This is a genomic window from Pantoea sp. SGAir0175, from assembly GCF_043547855.1.
Genome location: NZ_CP028081.1, coordinates 1,228,783 through 1,251,506 on the forward strand (window position 1 = coordinate 1,228,783; position 22,724 = coordinate 1,251,506).

General features: G+C 58.5%; 20 protein-coding genes. 12 read left to right on the forward strand and 8 right to left on the reverse strand.

The annotated features are described in order from the left end of the window. Position 1: 1 nt before the first annotated feature. Together C1N56_RS05490 and C1N56_RS05495 are read right to left on the reverse strand one after the other, a co-directional pair. The gene (locus tag C1N56_RS05490) at positions 2-985 is read right to left on the reverse strand and encodes a substrate-binding domain-containing protein (protein ID WP_058758342.1); all 984 of its coding nucleotides are present in this window, start codon (positions 983-985) and stop codon (positions 2-4) included. Between the two features lie 12 nt (positions 986-997). Continuing rightward, complete coding sequence (locus C1N56_RS05495; RefSeq protein WP_021508063.1) at positions 998-1,828, reverse strand: DeoR/GlpR family DNA-binding transcription regulator; 831 nt, start codon at positions 1,826-1,828, stop codon at positions 998-1,000. A gap of 492 nt (positions 1,829-2,320) precedes the next feature. On the opposite strand from C1N56_RS05495, the gene C1N56_RS05500 reads away from it, so the two are divergent. After that, positions 2,321-3,370 carry a DUF1176 domain-containing protein gene (locus C1N56_RS05500; protein WP_394517213.1) on the forward strand — a complete coding sequence of 350 codons (1,050 nt, stop codon included), beginning with the start codon at positions 2,321-2,323 and terminating at the stop codon, positions 3,368-3,370. A gap of 165 nt (positions 3,371-3,535) precedes the next feature. Here the strand turns inward: C1N56_RS05500 and ampH are convergent, their stop codons facing one another. From ampH to tal, 3 genes are all read right to left on the reverse strand, one after another. Beyond that, positions 3,536-4,705, reverse strand: a complete 1,170-nt coding sequence (gene ampH, locus C1N56_RS05505) for a D-alanyl-D-alanine-carboxypeptidase/endopeptidase AmpH (RefSeq protein WP_125309136.1) — start codon at positions 4,703-4,705, stop codon at positions 3,536-3,538. 144 nt (positions 4,706-4,849) lie between these two features. Continuing rightward, a complete protein-coding gene (gene tkt, locus C1N56_RS05510) occupies positions 4,850-6,859 on the reverse strand; it encodes a transketolase (RefSeq protein WP_058758343.1) in 2,010 nt (669 codons plus the stop codon). Positions 6,860-6,928: 69 nt separating this feature from the next. Beyond that, positions 6,929-7,879 carry a transaldolase gene (gene tal, locus C1N56_RS05515; RefSeq protein ID WP_394517214.1) on the reverse strand — a complete coding sequence of 317 codons (951 nt, stop codon included), beginning with the start codon at positions 7,877-7,879 and terminating at the stop codon, positions 6,929-6,931. 352 nt (positions 7,880-8,231) lie between these two features. Between tal and maeB the strand changes: the two genes are divergently transcribed. Further along, positions 8,232-10,511, forward strand: coding sequence for an NADP-dependent oxaloacetate-decarboxylating malate dehydrogenase (gene maeB / locus C1N56_RS05520; protein WP_394517215.1), 2,280 nt, complete (start codon positions 8,232-8,234; stop codon positions 10,509-10,511). A gap of 72 nt (positions 10,512-10,583) precedes the next feature. Here maeB and hemF read toward each other — a convergent pair whose 3' ends face one another. Next, positions 10,584-11,504 (reverse strand): oxygen-dependent coproporphyrinogen oxidase, encoded by a 921-nt coding sequence (gene hemF / locus C1N56_RS05525; RefSeq protein ID WP_262257445.1) that lies wholly within the window; start codon positions 11,502-11,504, stop codon positions 10,584-10,586. Between the two features lie 47 nt (positions 11,505-11,551). After that, positions 11,552-12,409 carry an N-acetylmuramoyl-L-alanine amidase AmiA gene (amiA, locus tag C1N56_RS05530; RefSeq protein WP_262257446.1) on the reverse strand — a complete coding sequence of 286 codons (858 nt, stop codon included), beginning with the start codon at positions 12,407-12,409 and terminating at the stop codon, positions 11,552-11,554. 209 nt (positions 12,410-12,618) lie between these two features. Between amiA and C1N56_RS05535 the strand changes: the two genes are divergently transcribed. From C1N56_RS05535 to C1N56_RS05580, 10 genes are all read left to right on the forward strand, one after another. Beyond that, complete coding sequence (locus tag C1N56_RS05535; protein ID WP_021508071.1) at positions 12,619-13,044, forward strand: GNAT family acetyltransferase; 426 nt, start codon at positions 12,619-12,621, stop codon at positions 13,042-13,044. A gap of 114 nt (positions 13,045-13,158) precedes the next feature. Further along, positions 13,159-13,779 (forward strand): RpoE-regulated lipoprotein, encoded by a 621-nt coding sequence (locus C1N56_RS05540; protein ID WP_262257447.1) that lies wholly within the window; start codon positions 13,159-13,161, stop codon positions 13,777-13,779. A gap of 98 nt (positions 13,780-13,877) precedes the next feature. Then, a complete protein-coding gene (locus C1N56_RS05545; RefSeq protein WP_166711950.1) occupies positions 13,878-14,780 on the forward strand; it encodes a Dyp-type peroxidase in 903 nt (300 codons plus the stop codon). A gap of 220 nt (positions 14,781-15,000) precedes the next feature. Beyond that, complete coding sequence (locus C1N56_RS05550) at positions 15,001-16,017, forward strand: sulfate ABC transporter substrate-binding protein (RefSeq protein WP_132464837.1); 1,017 nt, start codon at positions 15,001-15,003, stop codon at positions 16,015-16,017. Further along, positions 16,017-16,850: a sulfate/thiosulfate ABC transporter permease CysT gene (cysT, locus tag C1N56_RS05555; RefSeq protein ID WP_141496618.1), complete on the forward strand. Its 834-nt coding sequence runs from the start codon at positions 16,017-16,019 to the stop codon at positions 16,848-16,850. The genes C1N56_RS05550 and cysT overlap by 1 nt, the downstream gene beginning before the upstream one ends. Beyond that, positions 16,850-17,722, forward strand: coding sequence for a sulfate/thiosulfate ABC transporter permease CysW (gene cysW, locus C1N56_RS05560; RefSeq protein ID WP_104188618.1), 873 nt, complete (start codon positions 16,850-16,852; stop codon positions 17,720-17,722). Before cysT ends, cysW begins: the two co-directional genes overlap by 1 nt. Continuing rightward, positions 17,712-18,800 carry a sulfate/thiosulfate ABC transporter ATP-binding protein CysA gene (gene cysA, locus C1N56_RS05565; protein WP_021508077.1) on the forward strand — a complete coding sequence of 363 codons (1,089 nt, stop codon included), beginning with the start codon at positions 17,712-17,714 and terminating at the stop codon, positions 18,798-18,800. Before cysW ends, cysA begins: the two co-directional genes overlap by 11 nt. 72 nt (positions 18,801-18,872) lie before the next feature. Then, the gene (cysM, locus tag C1N56_RS05570) at positions 18,873-19,757 is read left to right on the forward strand and encodes a cysteine synthase CysM (protein WP_021508078.1); all 885 of its coding nucleotides are present in this window, start codon (positions 18,873-18,875) and stop codon (positions 19,755-19,757) included. Between the two features lie 173 nt (positions 19,758-19,930). Beyond that, on the forward strand, positions 19,931-20,611 hold the full coding sequence (locus C1N56_RS05575) for a response regulator transcription factor (protein WP_021508079.1): 681 nt from the start codon (positions 19,931-19,933) through the stop codon (positions 20,609-20,611). Further along, a complete protein-coding gene (locus C1N56_RS05580) occupies positions 20,608-21,969 on the forward strand; it encodes an ATP-binding protein (RefSeq protein ID WP_021508080.1) in 1,362 nt (453 codons plus the stop codon). The genes C1N56_RS05575 and C1N56_RS05580 overlap by 4 nt, the downstream gene beginning before the upstream one ends. A gap of 244 nt (positions 21,970-22,213) precedes the next feature. Here the strand turns inward: C1N56_RS05580 and crr are convergent, their stop codons facing one another. Further along, entirely contained in the window at positions 22,214-22,717 is a 504-nt protein-coding gene (gene crr / locus C1N56_RS05585) for a PTS glucose transporter subunit IIA (RefSeq protein ID WP_010617547.1), read from the reverse strand. Positions 22,718-22,724 lie beyond the last annotated feature (7 nt).

Below are 22,724 nucleotides of genomic sequence, written 5' to 3' on the forward strand. Positions count from 1 at the left end.
GTTACAGCCCCATTTTCACCAGTTTTGGCAGGTTCTCTTTATCGAGACTTTCGGTGTTGTTACCGAGAATGGTGTGCGTCGCCTCATCCACCTTCACTTTGCCCAGCCCTTCAATGGTCATGCCGTCGGTGATCGGCTCTTTCTTCTCCATCATGTCGGCGATACGCACAAATACTTCACCGGCGGTCTGCGGATTCCAGATATAACCGCCCTTGATGGCACCGCGCTGTACCAGCGACGCGCCCTGGCCCGGGCTGAAGGCACCGATGACGCACACCTGATCGATCTTGTTGCGGTTCATGACCGCGCGGCCGGCGCCAATCGGTCCCTGAGAACCAAAGGCCATAATGCCTTTCAGATCCGGGTATTTAGACATCAGCTCGTTGGTGGTGCGGATGGAGTCATCCAGCGATTCGCCGACGCCGAACTTGTCGGTCACCAGCTGCATCTTCGGATAGTGCTGTTTCTGGTAGTTGAGCGCGGCGTCGGTCCACTCCTGATGCAGTGGCACCGTCAGGCTGCCGACATACATGGCGTATTTGCCTTCTTCATGCATGCATTTCGCCAGTGCTTTCATATGGTTGATGCCGTGGGTTGGCGCATCGACCAGCTCGAAATCCCAGTTGGCGTCTTTCTGGCCGGGCGATTCGTGAGTAATCACCATGATCCCGGCTTCACGCGCGCGCTTCAGCACTGGCTCAAGCACTTTCGGGTCGTTTGGCACCACGCCGATGATATCGACCTTCTGCGCAATCAAATCTTCAATCGCGCGCACCTGCAGCGCCGGGTCAGCGGCGGTTGGCCCGACCATCCACGCGTCGATGCCGCGTTTTGCCGCTTCACTTTTGATGCCCGCTTCCATGGCGTTGAACCACGGAATACCGCCAATTTTTACCACGATGCCCATGCGGATTTTGTCAGCGGCCTGCGCGCCAGCGGCGGCAAACAGGGCAAGCAGAGAACAGGCGATAAGATGTTTTTTCATAAAGACTCCGGATTAATTTTTTATTAGCTGCATCGAATGGCTGCGTTGCGAGCAATCAATAATATTGACGCCGTTCCACGCCAGTTCTTGTTCCAGCTCTTTGTCTTTTAATTGGTCAGTGATGAGAAAATCCACATCGCGGTAATGACAAATACGCGCGAATGAGGGGCGCAGAAATTTACTGCCGTCCAGCAGCAGATGTTTTCTTTCTGCCGCTAACAACATTTGCTGTTTTAAATGTGCGTTGTTTTCGTTACCTTCGCGTAAATAACCGTCATTGCCCAAACTGCTGCAGGAAAAAAAGATCTTATTGATCTGAAATTCCCGTAGCGGCTGCTCTGCGACGACGCCGTGGAAATCTTCATAACGGTCAGAATATTCCCCACCCAGGCAGATGGTGCGGATACTGCCGCGCGCTGCAAGGGTCTGGACGATTCTGATAGAATTGGTTAACACCGTTAATTCAATATCCGGTAGCTGTCGTGCCAGATACCAGCAGGTGGTACTACTGTCGAGTAATAAACAATCACCGGGGCTGATAAAATCGAGTGCCCGTTTGGCTATCGCCATCTTGGCCTCGACGTTTTCATTCATGCGCTGGCGAAAAGATAATTCATACTCGTTAATACCGCGTGTATTTCCCTGAATGTTGGCGGCCTGTCGTTTGGCTGGTACTGCACCACCGTGACTGCGCTGTAATACGCCACGTTTCTCCAGCTGCGTTAAATCACGACGAATGGTTTCCTGCGAAACCTGACACAGCGTGACTAATTCAGCGACAATGACCCGACCATTTAAATTAAGCTCGTCAATAATTCGCTGCTGTCTTTCAATCGGCAACATGACTTCCCTCCGATGGCTATAAATTACTGGATGCCGGAATGTGAAAATGTGGGCTGGGCACGAGTCCGCAGCGACCAACTGGCCCGGCGACATTAAGGTGATTTTCATTGAATTTTTTATGTAAATGAGATCTCTTTATTTCAAATTTGAGTGATCGCATTCACATAAATGCGCGTTATTACGCGAGGGAATGAGAGAGGCCGTGCACAGCGTTAACGCTCTGCCAGCACCATAGCATGACCGTTTGTGACCGTTTGTGTGTATTTGACCGTTTTGTGAAGGGGGTAAAAATTGTCCGACGAATCCGATTGAGCAGAAATCAGCCGCACCGGATGATGGAGCTGTTGCGCTATTCCACACAGATCGCCCATAAGGCGACGGCTTTTTCAGCAGTTAACTTCGCTTTTCAGGCCACTTCACAGTTTCGGCCTGATGACCGCGCATGCATTGCGCTATCATTTTCTTTCCAGGAATCGGGGATCGTTTTTTTTCATGTCGTATTGGATGAAGTCGCTGCTTTTATTGCCCTTTCTGCTGATTGCCAGCGTACAGGCCGAGCCGCTGCAAAAGTCGTTTTCCGACTGGCAGATCACCTGCAACAATGCGGCGTTCTGCGTGGCACGCAGTTTTCCTGGCGATAATGGCCTGGTGATGACGATTTCGCGTCACGCCGGGGTCAACGATCGGCCGCTGCTGCGCATTGATTACGGCAGCGCCTACAGCGGTGCATTGCCGGGCGCGGCGCTAAAAGACAACCTGCTGCTCGACCAGCGCCGCCTCAATCCGGACCTCAAACACTGGACGGTGGAGCCGCATCATCTGGCCACCAGCAACGCCATCGCCATCGACGAATTTCTCGCCCAGACGCTGGATGCCAGCAATTTACAGCTCACCTATAAAGCCAGCGCCAGTATTCCGCTGCGCGGTATGAAAGCGGCGCTGCTGCTGATGGATGACGTACAGGGGCGGGTTAACGGTGCCAGCGCCTGGGTAAAGCGCGGTGATCGCGTGCAGTGGGATGTGCCACCGCCGCCCTCAATTCCACAGCTGCCGGCACCAATGCCCGCACCCGCGCCGCTGACGCAGCAGGAAACCACCGGCCTGATCGATTACGGAACCTGGCGTGTCAATACCGATAACTGCTCGCTCGATCCGCTGCGGCGGGAAGTCAGCGTTGCGCCACTCACCGACAGCAAAGCGCTGCTGCTGATAAGCTGCGAAACCGGGGCCTACAACGTGATCGATCTGGCGTTTGAAGTCACGCGCAGCCAGCCGTATGTGTCGCGCGGCATCACGCTCAACCTGCCGTTTACCCCGCCGTCGCGCACTGATAATCAGCTGGAGCTGGTGAACGCCGAGTTCGATGCCAGTAACGGCCAGCTGTATACCTTCAGCAAAGGGCGCGGTCTGGGCGACTGCGGTGTGGCCACACGCTGGCAGTTTAATGGTAATGCTTTCGTGCTGGCGGAGTATGCGGAAGAAAAGACCTGTGACGCCTGGCATAGTAGTGATGACTGGCCCACCCTCTGGGTGACTCAGTAATCTCCGTCATCCTTCGCACTGCAGGGGCGTTGGCCGACTTCTTTCACCCCGGTCACTTACTGATGTAAGCTCCCGGGGATTCATTCAGTTGCCGCCTTCCTGCAGCACGAATGATTTAGGGGAGCGTTCGCGTGGTGGAAGGCAAGCGGGCTGCTTGCCAAAGACTTAGCGAATATTGCCGATCATCATCGGTGAGCCCGTCTGATTGCCCACCAGCTCAGCCAGCATGTTGTTGACGCCATCGCTCATCGGGGTGAAGCGGGTCAGCGGCGAGCGCGTCACGACCACAAATACGCCGACGTTGTGCTGTGGCACCATCGCCATGTAGGTGATGAAGCCGCCGCCGCCGCCGGTTTTCTGAATGATGCCCGGATGGCCCGCCTTCGGTGCCATATAAACCCAGCCCATGCCCAGCGCGTCGGCGCGTCCTGGCACGTCCATGCCTTCCACTTTGGTCAGCTGGTCGCGGCGATAAATCAGCGTTTGCAGCCGATCGATCTGCGGCGTGCGGTGATTCACCGCCGAGTTGAGGAACTGCTGCATCCAGCGTCCCATATCGTCCGGCGTGGAATACACGCCGCCGCTGCCGATGGCTGCCAGCGTGTTATTGCACGGGCTGGCCCCTTTTTCGGCGATCATCAGGCGCTGACACTGGTCCGGTGATGGCGTGAAGGTGGTGTCCTTCATGCCGAGCGGACGCGTTACCAGCTGCTGCAGCAGGGCCGGATAAGGCATACCGGCGGCTTTAGCCAGCGCGTCGCCCAGCAGATCGAAGGCGAGGTTGGAGTAAGCCGCCTGCGTGCCCGGTGCGGCTTTTAGCTGCGCACCGCGCAGCCACTGCCAGCGATCCGCTTTGGTTGGCCAGACAAACACCGGACGATGCGGTTTGCCGCCCGGCTGCTCGCGCGGCAGGCTGCTGGTGTGGGTAGCGAGATTGATCAGCCGAATCGGCTGGCCGTTGTAAGTCGGTACCCGGGCGCCCGGCGGCGCGTATTTGCTCAGCGGATCGTCAAGGCGAATCTGGCCGCGCTCGGCCATCTTCACCATCACTTCGCTGGTCATCAGTTTGCTCAGCGAGGCGATACGGATCAGTGAGTCCTGCTGTGGACGCACATTATTGCCGGGACGGGTTTCGCCAAAGCTGGCGAACACGCGCTGGTTACCGTCAATTGCTACCAGCGCCATGCCGGTTGCACCGCTGCCATAGAAAATATGCTCGGCATAGCGATCAACAATCTGCGAGGCCAGCAGCGGATCGGGCGATACCTGCGCCGCGCTGGTAAAGGGCAGCACGGCAACCATTAAGACCAGTAAAAAAGGAGTACGTTTTTTCAACGGGAAAGCGTCCGCTATAGGAATCGGAGGAAAACCTATAGTAATCAGTTTGCGCAAAGCGGGAAGGGGGCGGGGCGGATTTTTTTCTGTATCAGGCTGTGAAATAAAACGGCCCTCTCCCGGCAGCGGGAAAGGGCCAGACACTCAGGCAGGCTTAAGCAGCGATTCGGCGTGGCTCACCACGTTCTCGACGGTAAAGCCAAAGGCCGGGAACAGCTTGCCGGCTGGCGCCGATTCGCCGAAGGTGGTCATGCCGACAATTTTGCCGTCGATGCCGACGTATTTGTACCAGTAGTCGGCAATACCGGCTTCAACCGCCACGCGCGCGCGCACGGTGGAGGGCAGCACCGATTCACGATAGGCCACGTCCTGTTTATCAAACACGTCAGTGCTCGGCAGCGACACCACGCGCACCTTGTGGCCGTCGGCGCTGAGTTTCGCTTCGGCGCCCAGCGTGATCTCTACTTCGGAACCGGTGGCAATCAGGATGACGTCCGGCGTGCCGTCACAATCCTTGAGGATGTAACCGCCGCGCGCGATGTTCTCAACCTGTTGCGCGCTGCGCTCTGGCTGCAGCAGGTTCTGACGCGACAGAATCAGCGCGGTCGGACCGTGATGGCGCTCAATCGCCGCTTTCCACGCCACGGCGGTCTCGACCTGATCGCACGGTCGCCAGGTGCTGAAGTTTGGCGTTACGCGCAGGCTGGCCAGCTGTTCAACCGGCTGGTGCGTCGGGCCATCTTCGCCCAGACCAATTGAGTCGTGGGTGTAGACCATGATCTGACGCGCCTTCATCAGGGCGGCCATGCGCGCCGCGTTACGCGCGTATTCAACGAACATCAGGAAGGTGGCGGTATAAGGCACAAAGCCACCGTGATGCGCGATACCGTTGGCAATCGCCGTCATGCCAAATTCGCGTACGCCGTAATGAATGTAGTTACCGGCGTGATCCTCTTTGATCGGCTTCGAGCCGGACCAGATAGTGAGGTTGCTGGGCGCGAGGTCGGCGGAACCGCCGAGGAACTCCGGCAGCAGTTTACCGAAGGCTTCCAGCGTGTTCTGTGAGGCTTTGCGGCTGGCGATTTTCTGCGGGTTAGCCTGCAGATCGCGAATGAACTGGCTGGTTTTGTTTTCCCAGTCAGCCGGCATTTCGCCCTTCAGGCGGCGGCTGAATTCGTCCGCCAGTTGCGGATGCGCCTGCTGATAAGCCGTGAACTTCTCTTCCCAGGATTGCTCCTGCGCGGCCCCGGCTTCTCTGGCATCCCACTGCTGATAAATATCCTGCGGGATCTCGAACGGACCGTAATTCCAGCCGAGCTGTTTACGCGTCAGCGCCACTTCCTCTTCGCCCAGTGCGGCCCCGTGCGACTCCTCTTTGCCGGCTTTGTTTGGCGAGCCAAAGCCGATTACCGTGCGGCAGATGATCAGCGAAGGCTTGTCGGTGACGCTTTGCGCTTCTTTGATGGCCGCCGCGATGGCGTCCGGATCGTGGCCGTCGATGCCTTCGGCGCTGCCCACCACGTGCCAGTTATAAGCTTCAAAACGCTTGTGGGTGTCGTCGGTAAACCAGCCTTCGGTTTCGCCGTCGATGGAGATACCGTTGTGATCGTAGAAGCCAATGAGTTTGCCGAGGCCCAGCGTGCCGGCCAGCGAACAGACTTCGTGTGAGATGCCTTCCATCAGACAGCCGTCGCCCATAAACACATAGGTAAAGTGATCGACGATATCGTGGCCAGGCTGGTTAAACTGGGCCGCCAGCGTGCGCTCGGCAATCGCCAGACCGACAGCGTTGGCCAGCCCCTGGCCGAGCGGGCCGGTGGTGGTTTCAACGCCCGGCGTGTAGCCAATTTCCGGGTGGCCCGGCGTTTTTGAGTGTAGCTGGCGGAAGTTTTTCAGCTCTTCCAGCGGCAGATCATAGCCGGTGAGATGCAGCAGGCTATAAAGCAGCATCGAGCCATGCCCGTTAGACAGAATGAAGCGATCGCGATCCGCCCAGGCCGGGTTGGTCGGGTTGTGCTTCAGGAAGTCGCGCCACAGCACTTCGGCGATATCAGCCATGCCCATCGGCATACCTGGGTGGCCGGAATTTGCTTTCTGTACCGCATCCATGCTCAGGGCGCGGATCGCGTTAGCCAACTCTCTGCGTGAAGACATAGGGTTCTCCCTTGTAATTGGGCAAAAGCGGACGGGCCGCAACCCGTCCGGCAGAAGGTGAGTTCAGGATTACAGGCGGGCGGCCAGCACGTCTTCCAGCTTCTGCTGGTCGACGGCAAACTGGCGGATACCGTCGGACAGTTTCTCCACCGCCATCGCATCCTGGTTATGCTCCCAGCGGAACTCCGCTTCGGAGAGCGGTGCCGGCTGGTGGAAGCCCTCGGCTGATGGCTCCAGTTTGCGCTCCACCGGCGCTTCGCTGTTGGCCAGCTCTTCCAGCAGGTTCGGGGAGATGGTCAGGCGATCGCAGCCGGCCAGCGCCACAATCTGCTCCACTTTACGGAAGCTGGCACCCATGATGACGGTGTTGTAACGGTGCTTTTTGTAGTAGTCGTAAATACGACGCACCGATTTAACGCCCGGATCTTCGTCGACCACATACGGGTCGAGCGGTTTGCGCGTGTTGTACCAGTCGTAGATACGGCCGACAAATGGCGAAATCAGGAACACGCCGGCTTCGGCACAGGCGCGCGCCTGGGCGAAGGAGAACAGCAGCGTCAGGTTACAGTTGATACCGTTCTTCTCCAGCTCTTCCGCCGCTTTGATGCCTTCCCAGGTGGACGCCAGTTTGATCAGAATACGTGAGCGGTCGATGCCGTTCTCTTCATACAGGCGGACCAGTTTCTCCGCTTTGGTCACACACATGCCACGATCGAAAGAGAGGCGCGCATCCACTTCGGTCGAAACACGGCCCGGTACGCTTTTCAGAATTTCCATACCGAGGTTGATCGCCACTTTATCGCTGGCGTTGATGATTTGCGTCTCTTTGCTGCCGCCCTGTTTTTTCGCGTACTCAATGGCGTCATCAATCAGGTGTTTGTAAGCGTCGAGGCCGGCAGCTTTGAGGATCAGGGATGGGTTAGTGGTGGCATCTTCCGGATGGTAATGGCGAATGGATTCGATATCGCCGCTGTCCGCCACCACGGTGGTGAACTGTTTTAATGCATCTAGCTGGTTCATCGCTTAACTCCTTGATTAGCAATAATGTGGGCAAAACAGGCACCCGGGCAGTCATCGTCTTAGGTGCGCCCTTATCGGGGAAGGGAGGTTCCACACAGTGCAACAGACGCCGGATGAAGAAAATGCGTTTTCTCTGATTGTGACGTCGGGGCGCGTTTCTGATAGTCAGGCCTGCCTGATCGGTTCAGCTCAGCGTTTTGCCACCCTTAAGCATAGCAGGCTGTCCCAAAGCCGCAGGCGAAGCCGTGGCAATCCGTGCCCTGGCGACTGTGCGTTCTTTGAGCGCCTTCACCCTCTTTTGCGCCGCGCGTTCTTATACTGAGGGCTTTTCAGCCGTGCAAAAGGATGTCTGATGGACGATCAACTCAAGCAAAGCGCGCTCGATTTTCACCAATATCCCACCCCCGGAAAAATTCAGGTGTCACCCACTAAGCCGCTGGCGACGCAGCGCGATCTGGCACTGGCCTATTCCCCCGGTGTGGCGGCACCCTGTCTGGAAATTGCCGCTGACCCGCTGGCCGCGCACAAATACACCGCGCGCGGCAATCTGGTGGCGGTGATTTCCAACGGCACGGCGGTGCTGGGGCTCGGCAATATTGGCGCGCTGGCCGGCAAGCCAGTGATGGAAGGCAAGGGCGTGCTGTTCAAAAAGTTTGCCGGCATTGATGTGTTCGACATCGAAATCGACGAGCACGATCCGGACAAGCTGATTGAGGTGATCGCCGCGCTGGAACCGACGTTCGGCGGCATCAACCTTGAGGACATCAAAGCGCCGGAGTGTTTTTACATTGAGCAGCAGCTGCGGCAGCGCATGCAGATTCCGGTGTTTCATGACGATCAGCACGGCACCGCCATCATCTGTACCGCGGCAGTGCTTAACGGCCTGACCATCGTGAATAAGTCGATTGCCGACGTGCGGCTGGTAGTGTCGGGCGCTGGCGCGTCAGCCATTGCCTGCCTCAATCTGCTGGTGGCGCTTGGCATGCAGCAGAAAAATATCGTGGTGTGTGATTCAAAAGGGGTGATCTACCGCGAGCGCGAAGCGGACATGACGCCGACCAAAGCCGCCTATGCCGTGGAAGATAGCGGGGCACGCACGCTGGATGAGGTGATTGGCGGCGCGGATATTTTTCTCGGCTGCTCCGGTCCGAAAGCGCTGACGCCAGAGATGGTGCAGAAGATGGCACCAAATCCGCTGATTCTGGCGCTGGCCAATCCGGAGCCGGAGATCATGCCGCCGCTGGCGAAGCAGGTGCGGCCGGATGCGATTATCTGTACCGGGCGCTCGGATTTCCCTAATCAGGTGAATAACGTGCTGTGCTTCCCGTTCATCTTCCGCGGCGCGCTGGACGTCGGTGCCACCGCCATCAACGAAGAGATGAAGCTGGCGGCGGTGCATGCGATTGCCGCTCTGGCGCAGGCGGAACAGAGCGACGTGGTGGCGTCCGCTTACGACGATCAGGATCTGAGCTTTGGCCCGGAATACCTGATTCCCAAACCGTTCGATCCGCGTTTGATTGTGCAGATAGCCCCGGCCGTCGCCAGAGCGGCGATGGATTCCGGCGTGGCGACGCGACCGATTGCTGACTTTGACGCCTACCGCGAGCAGCTCACCGAGTTCGTGTATAAAACCAATCTGTTCATGAAGCCGATCTTCTCGCAGGCGCGCAAAGCGCCGCAGCGCGTGGTGCTGGCGGAAGGCGAAGAGGTGCGGGTGCTGCACGCCACTCAGGAGCTGGTGTCGCTCGGGCTGGCGAAGCCGATCCTGATTGGCCGTCCCAACGTGATTGCCATGCGTTTACAGAAGCAGGGGCTGAAAATCGAGGCCGGGCGTGATTTTGAGATCGTGAACAACGAGTCCGACCCGCGCTTTAAGGAGTACTGGAATGAATATTATCAGCTGATGAAGCGGCGCGGCGTCACGCCGGAAACCGCCCAGCGCGCGGTGATTGGCAATCCCACGCTGATCGGCGCCATCATGGTGCATCGCGGCGAAGCGGACGCGATGATTTGCGGCACCATCGGCGACTACCGCGAACATTATGACGTGGTGGAGAAGGTGTTTGGCTTCCGCGATGACGTCAAGGTCGCCGGGGCGATGAACGCGCTGCTGCTGCCGAGCGGCAACACGTTTATTGCCGATACCTATGTGAATGAGGATCCCAGCGCTGAGCAGCTGGCGGATATCACGCTGCTGGCGGCAGAAACCGTGCGGCGTTTCGGCATCGAACCGCGCGTGGCGCTGCTGTCGCACTCCAGTTTCGGCACTTCGAACGCCCCCGGCGCGCGGAAGATGCGTGAGGCGCTGGCGCTGATTCAGCAGCGAGCACCGGAACTGGAAATTGATGGCGAGATGCACGGCGATGCAGCGCTGGTGGAGAGTATTCGTCGCGAGCTGATGCCGGACAGCCCGCTGAAAGGTACCGCCAATCTGCTGATCATGCCGAACGTTGAGGCCGCACGCATCAGCTACAACCTGCTGCGCGTGTCCTGTTCGGAAGGGGTGACGGTGGGGCCGGTGCTGATGGGCATCCGCAAGCCGGTGCATGTGCTGACGCGCATCGCCTCGGTGCGGCGCATTGTTAACATGGTGGCGCTGGCGGTGGTGGAAGCGCAGACCGAGCCGTTGTGACCGGCAGGGCGACCCCACGGGGGCGCGTTTTATCGGGTTATTCCGCAGGGTGCGCATGAATGCGCACCTGGCTTATTTTTCCAGCCCCAGCCAATCCTGCACCGGCAGAAAATCGCGGGTCAGCGCGGCTTCCGGGGAGTCGTCAGCGGGTTGATAATCATATTCCCAGCGCACCAGCGGCGGCATCGACATCAGAATCGATTCGGTGCGACCGCCGGTCTGCAGACCGAACAGCGTGCCGCGATCCCACACCAGATTGAACTCAACGTAGCGGCCACGGCGGTAAAGCTGGAACTGACGCTCGCGTTCGCCCCACGCCAGCTCTTTGCGCTTTGCCACAATCGGCTGGTAGGACTGCATGAAACCGTTGCCGACCGCCTGCATGAAATCAAAGCAGTGGTCAAAATCCGGCGTATTCAAATCATCAAAAAACAGGCCGCCAATGCCGCGCTGCTCGTTGCGGTGTTTCAGGTAGAAATAGTCGTCACACCACTTTTTGTAGCGCGCATAGACGTCGTCGCCAAACGGCTGGCAAAGATCGAACGCGGTCTGATGCCAGTGCCGGGCATCTTCTGTGAAACCGTAATAAGGGGTGAGATCGAAACCGCCACCAAACCACCAGACCGGATCGGCGCCCGGCTTTTCGGCAATGAAAAAGCGCACGTTGGCGTGGCTGGTTGGCACATACGGATTTTCCGGATGTACCACCAGCGACACGCCCATCGCTTCGAAGCTGCGGCCCGCCAGCTCCGGGCGGTGCGCGGTGGCTGAGGCGGGCATCTGCTCGCCATACACATGGGAGAAATTAACCCCAGCCTGCTCGAACACCTTGCCATTACGCAGCACGCGGCTGCGTCCACCGCCGCCGCCGGGGCGTTGCCAGGTGTCTTCGGCAAAGCTGGCGCTGCCGTCTTCCGCCGCCAGACCGGCGCAAATATCATCCTGCAGCGCCAGCAGATAGGCTTTGACGCGCGAAATATCGGGATTGCTCATGGCTCACTCATTGCAAAAATTTGCCGCGATTCTAGCACAAAACGCTATCAGGCCTGGCGACGATCGTACTCATCAAAGTAATTGACGATACCGTCAGCAATCGCCCGGGCAATTTTCTGGCGAAACGCCGTGGTGCCCAACAGCTGCTCTTCATGCGGGTTGGTGATAAACGAGGTTTCCACCAGTACCGACGGAATGGACGGGGATTTTAACACCGCGAACGCCGCCTGCTCGGTGTGCTGGCTGTGCAGGTGATGCACCGGGCGAATCTGATCCAGCACGTGTTTACCCAGCGTCAGGCTGTTGCGGATGGTATCGGTCTGCACCAGGTCGAACAGGATCTGGTTAAGATAATTATCTTTTTCCTGCACCGCCGCGCCGCCCACTTTATCGGCGTCGTTTTCGCGCTGCGACATATAGCGCGCCATGGCGCTGCTGGCACCGCGATTGGAGAGGGCAAACACTGACGCACCGTTAGCTTCCGGGCTGGTGTAGCCGTCGGCGTGAATCGACATAAACAGGTTGGCGCCGTGCTGATGCGCAATCTCCACGCGCTGGTAGAGCGGAATGAAGTGGTCGCTGTCGCGCGTCAGCCGCACTTCCACCTTCGGGTGGTTCTGCAGCAGCGTACGCACGGTGTTGGCGATTTCCAGTACGATGTGCTTCTCTTCTGAGCCTTCCTGACCCACCGCGCCAGAATCAATGCCGCCGTGACCGGGATCGATCATCACAATGCGCTTGCCGCTGGTGGCCGGTTTCGGCGGTGTATGGCGTGCGCTGACGGGCACTGCCGCGCGCGTTTCCTGCGCCTGGACCGCGCGCGGCGACAGCACCGCCAGCGCCAGGCCGGAGAGGATCAGCTGGCGGCGATTGGTCAGGCGCCGCAGCAGTGAAATCTTGTTCATTAACATGTCCCTGAGAGTAAACCTGCCCCGTGTTATAGCCTAAGCGCCGTCCGGCGGCGACTGCCGAACCATTTCAGGACATTACTTTGTATTTCAGGCCGCGAATCGCTATTTAGCCGTTTTTTTCAGCCGTTGCGCCCTGCGAGGGTTGCGCCTGGCAAAGAATGCGTGATAATCAGCGAATTGTGCCTCATTGCAGGGTAACGCCGATGGAAATCCGCTCCTTCCGCCAGGAAGATTTTGAAGAAGTCATTACGCTCTGGGAGCGTTGCGATCTGTTACGGCCGTGGAACGATCCGGAACTCGACATCGAACGCAAAATGAACCATGACCCGGAGCTGTTTCTGGTGGCTGAGGTAGGCGGCGAGGTCGTGGGCACGCTGATGGGCGGCTACGATGGCCATCGCGGCTCCGCCTACTATCTGGCGGTGCATCCTGATTATCAGGGCCGGGGATTTGCCAATGCGCTGATGAACCGGCTGGAGAAAAAGCTGATTGCGCGCGGCTGCCCGAAAATCCATCTGATGGTGCGCGAAGAGAACGATCAGGTGGTGGCTTTCTACGAGAAGCTGGATTACGAGCCGGTCGACTCACTGCTGCTGGGCAAACGCCTGATTGAAGACCGTGAATACTGATTCCACGCGTCGCGCGGCCGGGTTTCTGCCCGCCATGCAGCAACAGCGAATAAACTTTTTGCCGGTTTGCGACTCCAACAGGCACGCCAGTCGGCACAAAAGAAAGGAGTTTGCATGAAAGTTGTTCGTCCCGCCCTGCTGGTCAGCGCCCTGGTGCTGGCCGGTTGCGCCAGTTCCGGTTCCTCTTCCTCTGCCAGCACCAGCGAAAGTCACTGGTACAATCCGCTCAGCTATCACTGGTCGGCGCTCAATCCGTTTAGCTGGTTTGGCAGTTCGCTCACCGTCACCGAGCAGGGCGTCGCCGGGCTGAACAGTAACACGGCAATGTCGGAATCCGCCATTGGCGCCACGCTGAACAATGATTATCAGCTGCGTCAGGGCATGCGCACGCAGAACGGGCAGGTGGTGGATTTCTGGCAGGCGCTGGATGACGGTAAGGTTAAGCTGGTGATCAATGGCCAGCGCAGCGTCGAGCGCATTGAAGTGCTCGATAGCGACGCACGCAGCGCCGACGGCAGTAAAATCGGTGATGCGTTCAGCGATAAATTCAGCAAAGCGTTTGATAACTGCAAAATGGTTGCCGGGCTGGATGTGCGCGATGTTGAGTGCCGCGCGCCGGGTAGTCAGCATATCGCCTATATCTACAGCGGCGAGTGGCACGGCCCGACCGGGCTGATGCCGTCGGACGATACGTTAAAAAGCTGGAAAATCAGTAAGATCGTCTGGCAGCGTTAACTGGCGAAAAAATTGCGTTAACGCATCTTCTGCGCAGGGCTTTCCGGTATGATACCGGCGAAAAAACGCCGTTAACTTTTATGCCGGAGAGCATTGTCATGTCTCAGTTTCAGAGCGGGATCCTGCTGGAGCACCGCCGTTTCGCCATTTGGCTGGAAGCCCGCGCCACCGGCGACCTCGCTGCGCTGCGTCAGGGTTGCCACGCCTTTCTGCAACAGCTGGCTGCGCTACAGCAGCAATTCCCGGACGCCGGCCTTGGTGCGGTCATCGCCTTTGGTGATGCGCTGTGGCGCGATCTGCAGGGCACCGACTCAGCTCCCGAACTCAAAGCTTTCACGCCGCTCGGCAAAGGTGCGGCACCGGCGACCCAGCGCGATCTGTTGATCCATATTCAGTCGCTGCGTCACGACGTGAACTTTTCGCTGGCGCAGGCGGCGCTGACGGCGTTTGCCAGCGCGGTCGCCATTGAAGAAGAGACGCACGGTTTCCGCTGGGTCGAAGATCGCGATCTTTCCGGTTTTGTTGATGGCACCGAAAACCCGCAGGGCGAGGCGCGCCAGCAGGTGGCGATCATTGCTGACGGCCCGGATGCCGGCGGCAGCTATGTGTTTACCCAGCGCTGGGAGCACAACCTGCCGCAGTTCAACCGGCTGGCGATTGATAAGCAGGAAGCGATTATTGGCCGCACCAAACAGGACAATGAAGAGCTGCCGGGCGATCAGCGGCCGGCGACGTCGCACCTGAGTCGCGTGGATTTGAAAGAAGCGGGCAAAGGCCTGAAGATTCTGCGCCAGAGCCTGCCGTACGGCACCGCCAGCGGTCGCCACGGTCTCTATTTTATTTCGTACTGTCATCGTCTGTATAACATTGAGCAGCAGCTGCTGAGCATGTTTGGCGAGCGCGACGGCAAGATGGATGCCATGTTACGGTTCACCAAACCGGTGAGCGGCAGCTACTTCTTTGCCCCTTCGCTGACGGCGCTGCAGGCGCTGTCACGTTAATCCATCGCGTTTTACCGGTGCGCCGCCGTGCGCACCACATCCCCGCTTGACGCGGCTCAGTTAATCCCGCCCTGCGCATAAACTCTGCCGCTGGCTTATGCCTTTTTAGACTTTGAAATCCCTAAACGATATATAAAACCGTTACAGCTTTCGCCAGAGTTATAAATACACTGACAGCATCTAATGGCATAGGCTCGAACTCCATTTCTCAGGGTGCAGCATGACACGTTCGGTTTCGAAAAAATGGCTTGGCGGTATAGCGCTGTCGCTGAGTTTAGCGGGCGCGGCACAGGCAACAGAGCTGCTCAATAGCTCTTACGATGTGTCACGTGAACTGTTTGTTGCCCTGAATGCGCCGTTTGAACAGCAGTGGAACGCGGCGCACCCTGACGACAAGCTGACCATTAAACAGTCACATGCGGGCTCCTCAAAACAGGCGCTGGCCATTCTGCAGGGGCTGCGTGCCGATGTCGTGACCTATAATCAGGTGACCGATGTGCAGGTGCTGCACGACAAAGGTAACCTGATCCCGGCCGACTGGCAGAGTCGTCTGCCCAACAGCAGCTCACCGTTTTATTCCACCATGGCCTTCCTGGTGCGCAAGGGGAATCCAAAGCAGATTCATGACTGGGCCGATCTGGCGCGCGATAACGTGAAGCTGATTTTCCCGAATCCGAAAACCTCCGGTAACGGCCGTTACACTTATCTGGCTGCGTGGGGCGCTGCCGACCAGGCGGACGGCAAAGATCAGGCCAAAACCGAAGCGTTTATGACGAAGTTCCTGAAGAACGTCGAAGTGTTTGATACCGGCGGCCGTGGTGCCACCACCACTTTTGCCGAGCGCGGGCTGGGTGATGTGCTGATCAGCTTTGAATCGGAAGTGAACAATATCCGTAACCAGTACGGTAAAGACCAATACGAAGTGATTGTGCCGAAAACCAACATCCTTGCTGAATTCCCGGTCGCGTGGGTCGATAAGAACGTCGAACACAACGGGACGGCGGAAGCGGCGAAAGCCTATCTTAACTACCTCTACACGCCGCAGGCGCAGAAAATCATCACCGGCTTTTACTATCGCGTGAACAACCCGCAGCTGATGGCGGAGCAGAAAGATCGCTTCCCGCAGACTGCGCTGTTCAATGTTAATGACGCGTTTGGCGGCTGGCCGCAGGTGATGAAAACCCACTTCGCCAGCGGCGGTGAGCTGGATAAATTACTGGCAGCGGGGCGCGGCTGATGTTGGCTTCTGCACAGAAACGCGTTCTGCCCGGATTTGGTCTCAGCCTTGGCACCAGCCTGCTGTTTACCTGCCTGATTCTGCTGCTGCCAATCAGCGCGCTGATCATGCAGCTGTCGCAGATGACGCTGGCGCAGTACTGGCAGGTGATCAGCAATCCGCAGCTGGTGGCGGCGTATAAAGTCACGCTGCTGTCAGCGGGCGTGGCCTCGCTGTTTAACGCGGTGTTTGGCATGTTGATGGCGTGGATCCTGACCCGCTATCGCTTTCCCGGCCGTACGCTGCTGGATGGCCTGATAGACCTGCCGTTTGCGCTGCCGACGGCGGTGGCCGGTCTGACGCTGGCCGGGCTGTTTTCGGTTAACGGCTGGTACGGTCAGTGGCTGGCACACTTTGATATCAAAGTGTCTTACACCTGGCTCGGTATCGCGGTGGCGATGGCTTTCACCAGCATTCCGTTTGTGGTGCGTACCGTGCAGCCGGTGCTGGAAGAGTTAGGCCCGGAGTATGAGGAAGCGGCGGAAACCCTCGGTGCCACGCCGTGGCAGAGTTTCCGGCGCGTGGTGCTGCCGGAAGTCGCGCCGGCGCTGCTGGCCGGGACCGCGCTGTCGTTTACCCGCAGCCTCGGTGAATTTGGCGCGGTGATCTTTATCGCCGGTAACATCGCCTGGAAAACTGAAGTGACCTCGCTGATGATTTTTGTTCGCCTGCAGGAGTTTGATTATCCGGCTGCCAGCGCCATCGCTTCGGTGATCCTCGCGGCGTCGTTGCTGCTGCTGTTTGCGATTAACACCCTGCAGAGCCGCTTTGGCCGCCGTCTGGGAGGTCACTGATGGCTGAGATTTCACAGATCAATCATGCCGAGCGTCAGCCGGTGAACTGGGGCAAATGGCTGCTGATCGGCATTGGCGTGCTGGTATCGATTGGCCTGCTGGTGGTGCCGATGGTCTCCATCTTCTGGGAGGCGCTGGGGCAGGGCATCGGCAAGGCCTTTAGCAACCTGCAGGATAGTGACATGCTGCATGCTATCTGGCTGACGGTGCTGGTGGCGCTGATTACCGTGCCGGTTAACCTGGTGTTCGGCACGCTGCTGGCCTGGCTGGTGACGCGCTTTACTTTCCCCGGTCGCCAGCTGCTGCTGACGCTGTTCGATATTCCGTTTGCCGTGTCGCCGGTGGTGGCCGGTCTGATGTATCTGCTGTTCTGGGGCGTGAATGGCCCGGCTGGCGGCTGGCTTGATGCGCACAACATCCAGGTGATGTTTGCCTGGCCGGGTATGGTGCTGGCGACGATTTTCGTCACCTGTCCGTTTGTGGTGCGCGAGCTGGTGCCGGTGATGCTGAGCCAGGGCAGCCATGAAGATGAAGCCGCCGTGCTGCTGGGCGCGTCTGGCTGGCAGATGTTCCGCCGCGTGACGCTGCCAAATATCCGCTGGGCGCTGCTGTACGGCGTGGTGCTTACCAACGCGCGCGCCATCGGCGAATTTGGTGCGGTATCGGTAGTGTCCGGCTCGATTCGCGGCGAAACCTATACCTTACCTTTACAGGTTGAATTACTGCATCAGGATTACAACACCGTGGGCGCTTTTACCGCCGCCGCGCTGCTGACCCTGATGGCAATTGTGACGCTGTTTCTGAAAAGCGTGGTGCAGTGGCGATTAGAGCATCAGCAGAAGCGCCAACAGGAGGAAAATCATGAGCATTGAGATTAAACACATTAATAAAGCATTTGGCCGCACGCCGGTGCTGAACGATATCTCTCTGGATATTCCTTCCGGCAAGATGGTGGCGCTGCTTGGACCGTCCGGTTCCGGTAAAACCACGCTGCTGCGCATTATCGCCGGGCTGGAGCACCAGAACAGCGGGCAGATCCATTTTCATGGCAAAGACGTCAGCCGCACGCACGCACGCGATCGTCAGGTCGGCTTTGTGTTTCAGCACTATGCGCTGTTCCGCCATATGACGGTGTTCGACAACATCGCCTTTGGTCTGACGGTGCTGCCGCGCCGCGAGCGTCCGAACAGCGCCGAAATTAAGCAGCGCGTTACCCGTCTGCTGGAGATGGTACAGCTGGCACATCTGGCCAACCGCTACCCGGCACAGCTCTCCGGTGGACAGAAACAGCGCGTGGCGCTGGCGCGTGCGCTGGCGGTTGAGCCGCAGATTCTGCTGCTGGACGAACCCTTTGGCGCGCTGGATGCCCAGGTGCGTAAAGAGCTGCGCCGCTGGCTGCGTCAGCTGCATGAAGAGCTGAAATTTACCAGCGTGTTTGTGACCCACGACCAGGAAGAAGCGATGGAAGTGGCGGATAGCGTGGTGGTAATGAGTCAGGGCAATATTGAGCAGGTGGGCGCACCGGATGACGTGTGGCGTGAACCCGCGACCCGCTTCGTACTGGAGTTCCTCGGCGAAGTGAACCGCTTTGACGGCGAAGTGCACGGCTCGCAGTTCCATGTGGGCGCGCATCGCTGGCCGCTGGGCTATACGCCAGCGCATCAGGGCGACGTGGAGCTGTTCCTGCGTCCGTGGGAAGTGGACGTGTCACGCCAGAGTAGCCTGGAGACGCCGTTGCCGGTACAGGTGCTGGAGGTCAGTCCGCGTGGCCACTTCTGGCAGCTGGTGGTTCAGCCCGTCGGCTGGCAGAGCGAGCCAATCTCGGTGGTATTCGCCGGTGAACAGACGGCGCCAATCCGCGGCGAACGGCTGTTTGTTGGTCTGCAACAGGCACGTATCTATCAGGGCACCACGCCGCTGCGCCCGGTTGCCTTTGCCGAAAGCGCCTGATATTTTTGTCACTCCTTCGGGCGGGATTTTCCCGCCCGATTTATTGGTACTCCTTTCGGCTGGAATGACACCGTGACCACTCTGGAAAACACCATCGGCAATACGCCGCTGATTAAGTTGCAGCGCCTGACGCCGGATAACGGCAGCGAAATCTGGCTCAAGCTGGAAGGCAACAATCCGGCAGGTTCGGTGAAAGATCGCGCGGCCTGGTCGATGATCCACCACGCTGAGTTGCGGGGTGAAATCCAGCCCGGCGACACCCTGATCGAGGCCACCAGCGGCAATACCGGCATTGCGCTGGCGATGATTGCCGCGCTGAAAGGCTACCGGTTACGCCTGCTGATGCCGGAGAACATGAGCCAGGAGCGTCAGGATGCGATGCGCGCCTACGGGGCTGAGCTGGTTTTGGTGACACGCGAGCAGGGCATGGAGGGCGCACGCGATCTGGCGCAGGCCATGGCGCAGCGCGGTGAAGGCAAAGTGCTGGATCAGTTTAATAATCCCGACAACCCGCTCGGCCATTATCTCACCACCGGTCCGGAGATCTGGCAGCAAAGCCACGGTCGTATGACACATTTTGTCTCCAGCATGGGCACCACCGGCACCATCAGCGGCGTCGGGCGCTATCTGAAAGAGTTTGCTCCGGCGGTGAAAGTGATTGGTTTGCAGCCGCAGGAGGGCAGCAGTATTCCCGGTATTCGTCGCTGGCCGGCGGCCTATCTGCCGGGGATTTTTCGTCCGGAACTGGTGGATGAAGTGATAGATATGGCGCAGCAGGAGGCAGAAGAGACCATGCGCGCGCTGGCGCAGCGCGAAGGCATTTTCTGCGGCGTCAGTTCAGGTGGGTCAGTGGCTGGCGCATTGCGCATCGCGACGGCGCAGCCGGGCAGTGTGGTTGTCGCCATTGTCTGCGATCGCGGCGATCGCTATCTCTCCACCGGCGTTTTTCACCGCTAGTTCCCCCCGCCTGTTTCTGGCTTCGTGCGCCCTGTGACGCGGCGTACGGGCCATTTTTGTCTATAGTCTCCCTAAGCATGTTCTGACGCGGTCACTGTAAGGATCGCGTAAAACCGGCTGCTTTCCCGCGGCACTCAGGACAAAATAGCGGCAATTTTGTACGAGAGAAAAAGATGAAAATCCTGCTTGTTGATGACGATGTTGAACTTGGCACCATGCTGAGCCAGTACCTGATTGCCGAAGGTTTTGAAACCCAGCTGGTGCTGACCGGCAGCGCCGGGATTGAAGGGGCGTTATCCGGACACTACACTGCGATGATTCTCGACATCATGCTGCCGGATATGAGCGGTATTGATGTGCTGCGTCAGGTGCGGCAGAACAGCCGCCTGCCGGTGATTATGCTGACGGCGAAGGGCGACAATATCGACCGCGTTATCGGCCTGGAGATGGGCGCGGATGACTACGTGCCCAAACCCTGCTATCCACGCGAGCTGGTGGCGCGTCTGCGCGCGGTGCTGCGTCGCTTTGAAGATCAGGCACCGGTGCCGGATAAGAAAGAGGTCCTGCGCTGGGGCGATCTCAGCCTGAACCCGGCTACGCGTATCACGGAGTGGCAGGGCAAAGCTTTTGATCTCACCGCGTCGGAGTTCAATCTGCTGGATCTGCTGCTGCGCGCACCGGACCGCGTGGTGTCCAAAGATGAGCTGTCGGAAAAGGGGCTGGGCCGTCCGCGTGAAGCTTACGATCGCAGCGTGGATGTGCACATCAGCAACATCCGCCAGAAGCTGGCTGCGCTAACCGCAGACAGCGTGAATATTGAAACCGTGCGCAGCATTGGTTATCGCATTCGATGAAACACAGCTACCGTGGCCGCATGTTCTGGAAGATCCTGCTGGGCTTCTGGATTGTGTTTGTGATTATCAGCCAGCTGCTGTGGCTGGGCTTTACCTTGTCAGGAAACCGTCACGAGCCGCCGGAGATTGTGGCGGTGCGTCGGATCGTTAATCTGCAAATGGCTTCGGCGGTGTCGGTACTGGAGCGCGGCGGCCCCAGCTCGCTCGACGATATGATGGCCGACTGGGAGCCGAACGATCGCCAGTTTTTCTCGGTGATTCAGCACGCCAGACCGGCCACTACGCCGGACAATGCGCCGCCGGAGACCTTTAATCAGCCGTTTCACGGCCCGTTTCCGCAGGTGATTGTGCGCTGGGTGAAGGGCGCTGACGGTAAAGAGTACGAACTGCGCTATGACGTAAAAGGGCTGCGCGAGGACAGTTCAATGGGTGGCGGAGGCCCGCGTCGCATTCTGAATATCCCCGAGCCGATGTTTACCTTTGCCGGCGCGCTGGGGCTGCTGTTCAGTCTGCTGCTGGCGTGGAACCTGACGCGGCCAATGCGTCAGCTGCGCGAGGGGTTTGCCCGCGTGTCGCGCGGTGATTTGTCGGTGCGGCTCTATCCGGTGATGCGCCGCCGCCATGATGAGCTGTCGATTGTGGCCCAGGATTTTGATGCGATGGTGGAGCGGCTGGATACGCTGGTGAAAGCGCGCGAGGAGCTGCTGCACGATATCTCCCACGAGCTGCGCTCCCCGCTGGCGCGCCTGCAGTTAGCCACCGGTCTGGCGCGCCAGACGCCGGAGTCGGTAGCCTCCTCACTGAATCGCATCGACGAGGAGGCGCGCCGCCTGGATAAGATGATCGGCGAACTGCTGACGCTATCGCGCGCTGAGCATGAGAGCATGCCTGGCGAGCAGTATTTTGACCTGACCGGCCTGCTGCATGCGGTGGTAACCGATGTGCGCTACGAAGCGCAGATCCCCGGTGTGCACGTAGATTTTCTGGTGGATGAGAACGCGGATTACACCGTGCGCGGTAATGCTGAGCTAATCCGCCGCGGCGTGGAGAATGTGCTGCGCAACGCGCTGCGTTTCTCGCATCAGGGGCAGCATATCAGCGTGCAGTTGCAGGCGGAGAATCAGTGGCTGGCAATTCGCGTGCGCGATCAGGGGCCGGGCGTGGATGATGAGAAGCTGTCGAGTATCTTCGATCCGTTCGTTCGGGTGAATTCACCGCTGATGGGCAAAGGCTACGGGCTGGGGCTGTCGATTGTGCGCAAAGTGGTTCTGGCCCATCACGGCGAAGTTCAGGCCGTGAATCGTCCGGAAGGCGGGCTGGAAGTGACGCTGCGGCTGCCGCGCTGGAAGCAGGCGTAAATCATCACGTCAGGCGCAGGCGGTCAGGACGACCAGACAGATCGCAAAGACGGCATAAACCGTCCCTGGGCCTCGGCCCGCGCCATCCATGGCGCGGGACGCTTTGCTCCTCTGCCCGGTCGTCCTGCCCTCAAACAGGCACGGTGCGCTTTGCCAGAAGCGCTCGCCTGCAAATCATTCATCAGCGTGTGAAGCAAACAAAAACGGCACCCATTGGGTGCCGTTTTCACGCAATCAGCGCGGTTTACTTCCTGATGCGGATAACCGGCGTTTCGCCCACGGTAACCTGACCGGAGAGTTTCACCAGGTCTTTGATCTCATCCATATTCGAGATCACGACCGGGGTCAGCGTGGATTTGGCTTTCTCTTCCAGCAGCGGCAGATCAAACTCGATCACCACATCGCCTTTTTTCACTTTCTGGCCTTCTTCAGCGATGCGTTTGAAGCCTTCACCTTTCAGTTCTACCGTGTCGATACCGAAGTGCACGAACAGTTCGATGCCGTTATCAGACTCGATAGAAAACGCGTGGTTGGTTTCGAAAATCTTGCCGATAGTACCATCCACTGGTGCAACCATTTTGTTGCCAGTAGGTTTGATGGCGATACCATCACCGACGATTTTCTCTGCGAATACCACATCAGGTACGTCTTCGATATTCACGATTTCGCCTGACAGAGGCGCAACGATATCGATAGTCCCTGACGCGCTCTCTGATTTATCGCCAAAAAGTTTAGAAAACAAACCCATGATCTTC

Coding starts and splice junctions, on each gene's coding strand:
- crr (WP_010617547.1), bottom strand. CDS start 22,717: ATGGGTTTGTTTTCTAAACTTTTTGGCGATAAATCAGAGAGCGCGTCA.
- C1N56_RS05545 (WP_166711950.1), top strand. CDS start 13,878: ATGTCTCAGTTTCAGAGCGGGATCCTGCTGGAGCACCGCCGTTTCGCC.
- C1N56_RS05575 (WP_021508079.1), top strand. CDS start 19,931: ATGAAAATCCTGCTTGTTGATGACGATGTTGAACTTGGCACCATGCTG.
- C1N56_RS05550 (WP_132464837.1), top strand. CDS start 15,001: ATGACACGTTCGGTTTCGAAAAAATGGCTTGGCGGTATAGCGCTGTCG.
- hemF (WP_262257445.1), bottom strand. CDS start 11,504: ATGAGCAATCCCGATATTTCGCGCGTCAAAGCCTATCTGCTGGCGCTG.
- C1N56_RS05500 (WP_394517213.1), top strand. CDS start 2,321: ATGTCGTATTGGATGAAGTCGCTGCTTTTATTGCCCTTTCTGCTGATT.
- cysA (WP_021508077.1), top strand. CDS start 17,712: ATGAGCATTGAGATTAAACACATTAATAAAGCATTTGGCCGCACGCCG.
- tal (WP_394517214.1), bottom strand. CDS start 7,879: ATGAACCAGCTAGATGCATTAAAACAGTTCACCACCGTGGTGGCGGAC.
- cysW (WP_104188618.1), top strand. CDS start 16,850: ATGGCTGAGATTTCACAGATCAATCATGCCGAGCGTCAGCCGGTGAAC.
- cysT (WP_141496618.1), top strand. CDS start 16,017: ATGTTGGCTTCTGCACAGAAACGCGTTCTGCCCGGATTTGGTCTCAGC.
- C1N56_RS05495 (WP_021508063.1), bottom strand. CDS start 1,828: ATGTTGCCGATTGAAAGACAGCAGCGAATTATTGACGAGCTTAATTTA.
- tkt (WP_058758343.1), bottom strand. CDS start 6,859: ATGTCTTCACGCAGAGAGTTGGCTAACGCGATCCGCGCCCTGAGCATG.
- C1N56_RS05490 (WP_058758342.1), bottom strand. CDS start 985: ATGAAAAAACATCTTATCGCCTGTTCTCTGCTTGCCCTGTTTGCCGCC.
- maeB (WP_394517215.1), top strand. CDS start 8,232: ATGGACGATCAACTCAAGCAAAGCGCGCTCGATTTTCACCAATATCCC.
- C1N56_RS05540 (WP_262257447.1), top strand. CDS start 13,159: ATGAAAGTTGTTCGTCCCGCCCTGCTGGTCAGCGCCCTGGTGCTGGCC.
- amiA (WP_262257446.1), bottom strand. CDS start 12,409: ATGAACAAGATTTCACTGCTGCGGCGCCTGACCAATCGCCGCCAGCTG.
- C1N56_RS05580 (WP_021508080.1), top strand. CDS start 20,608: ATGAAACACAGCTACCGTGGCCGCATGTTCTGGAAGATCCTGCTGGGC.
- C1N56_RS05535 (WP_021508071.1), top strand. CDS start 12,619: ATGGAAATCCGCTCCTTCCGCCAGGAAGATTTTGAAGAAGTCATTACG.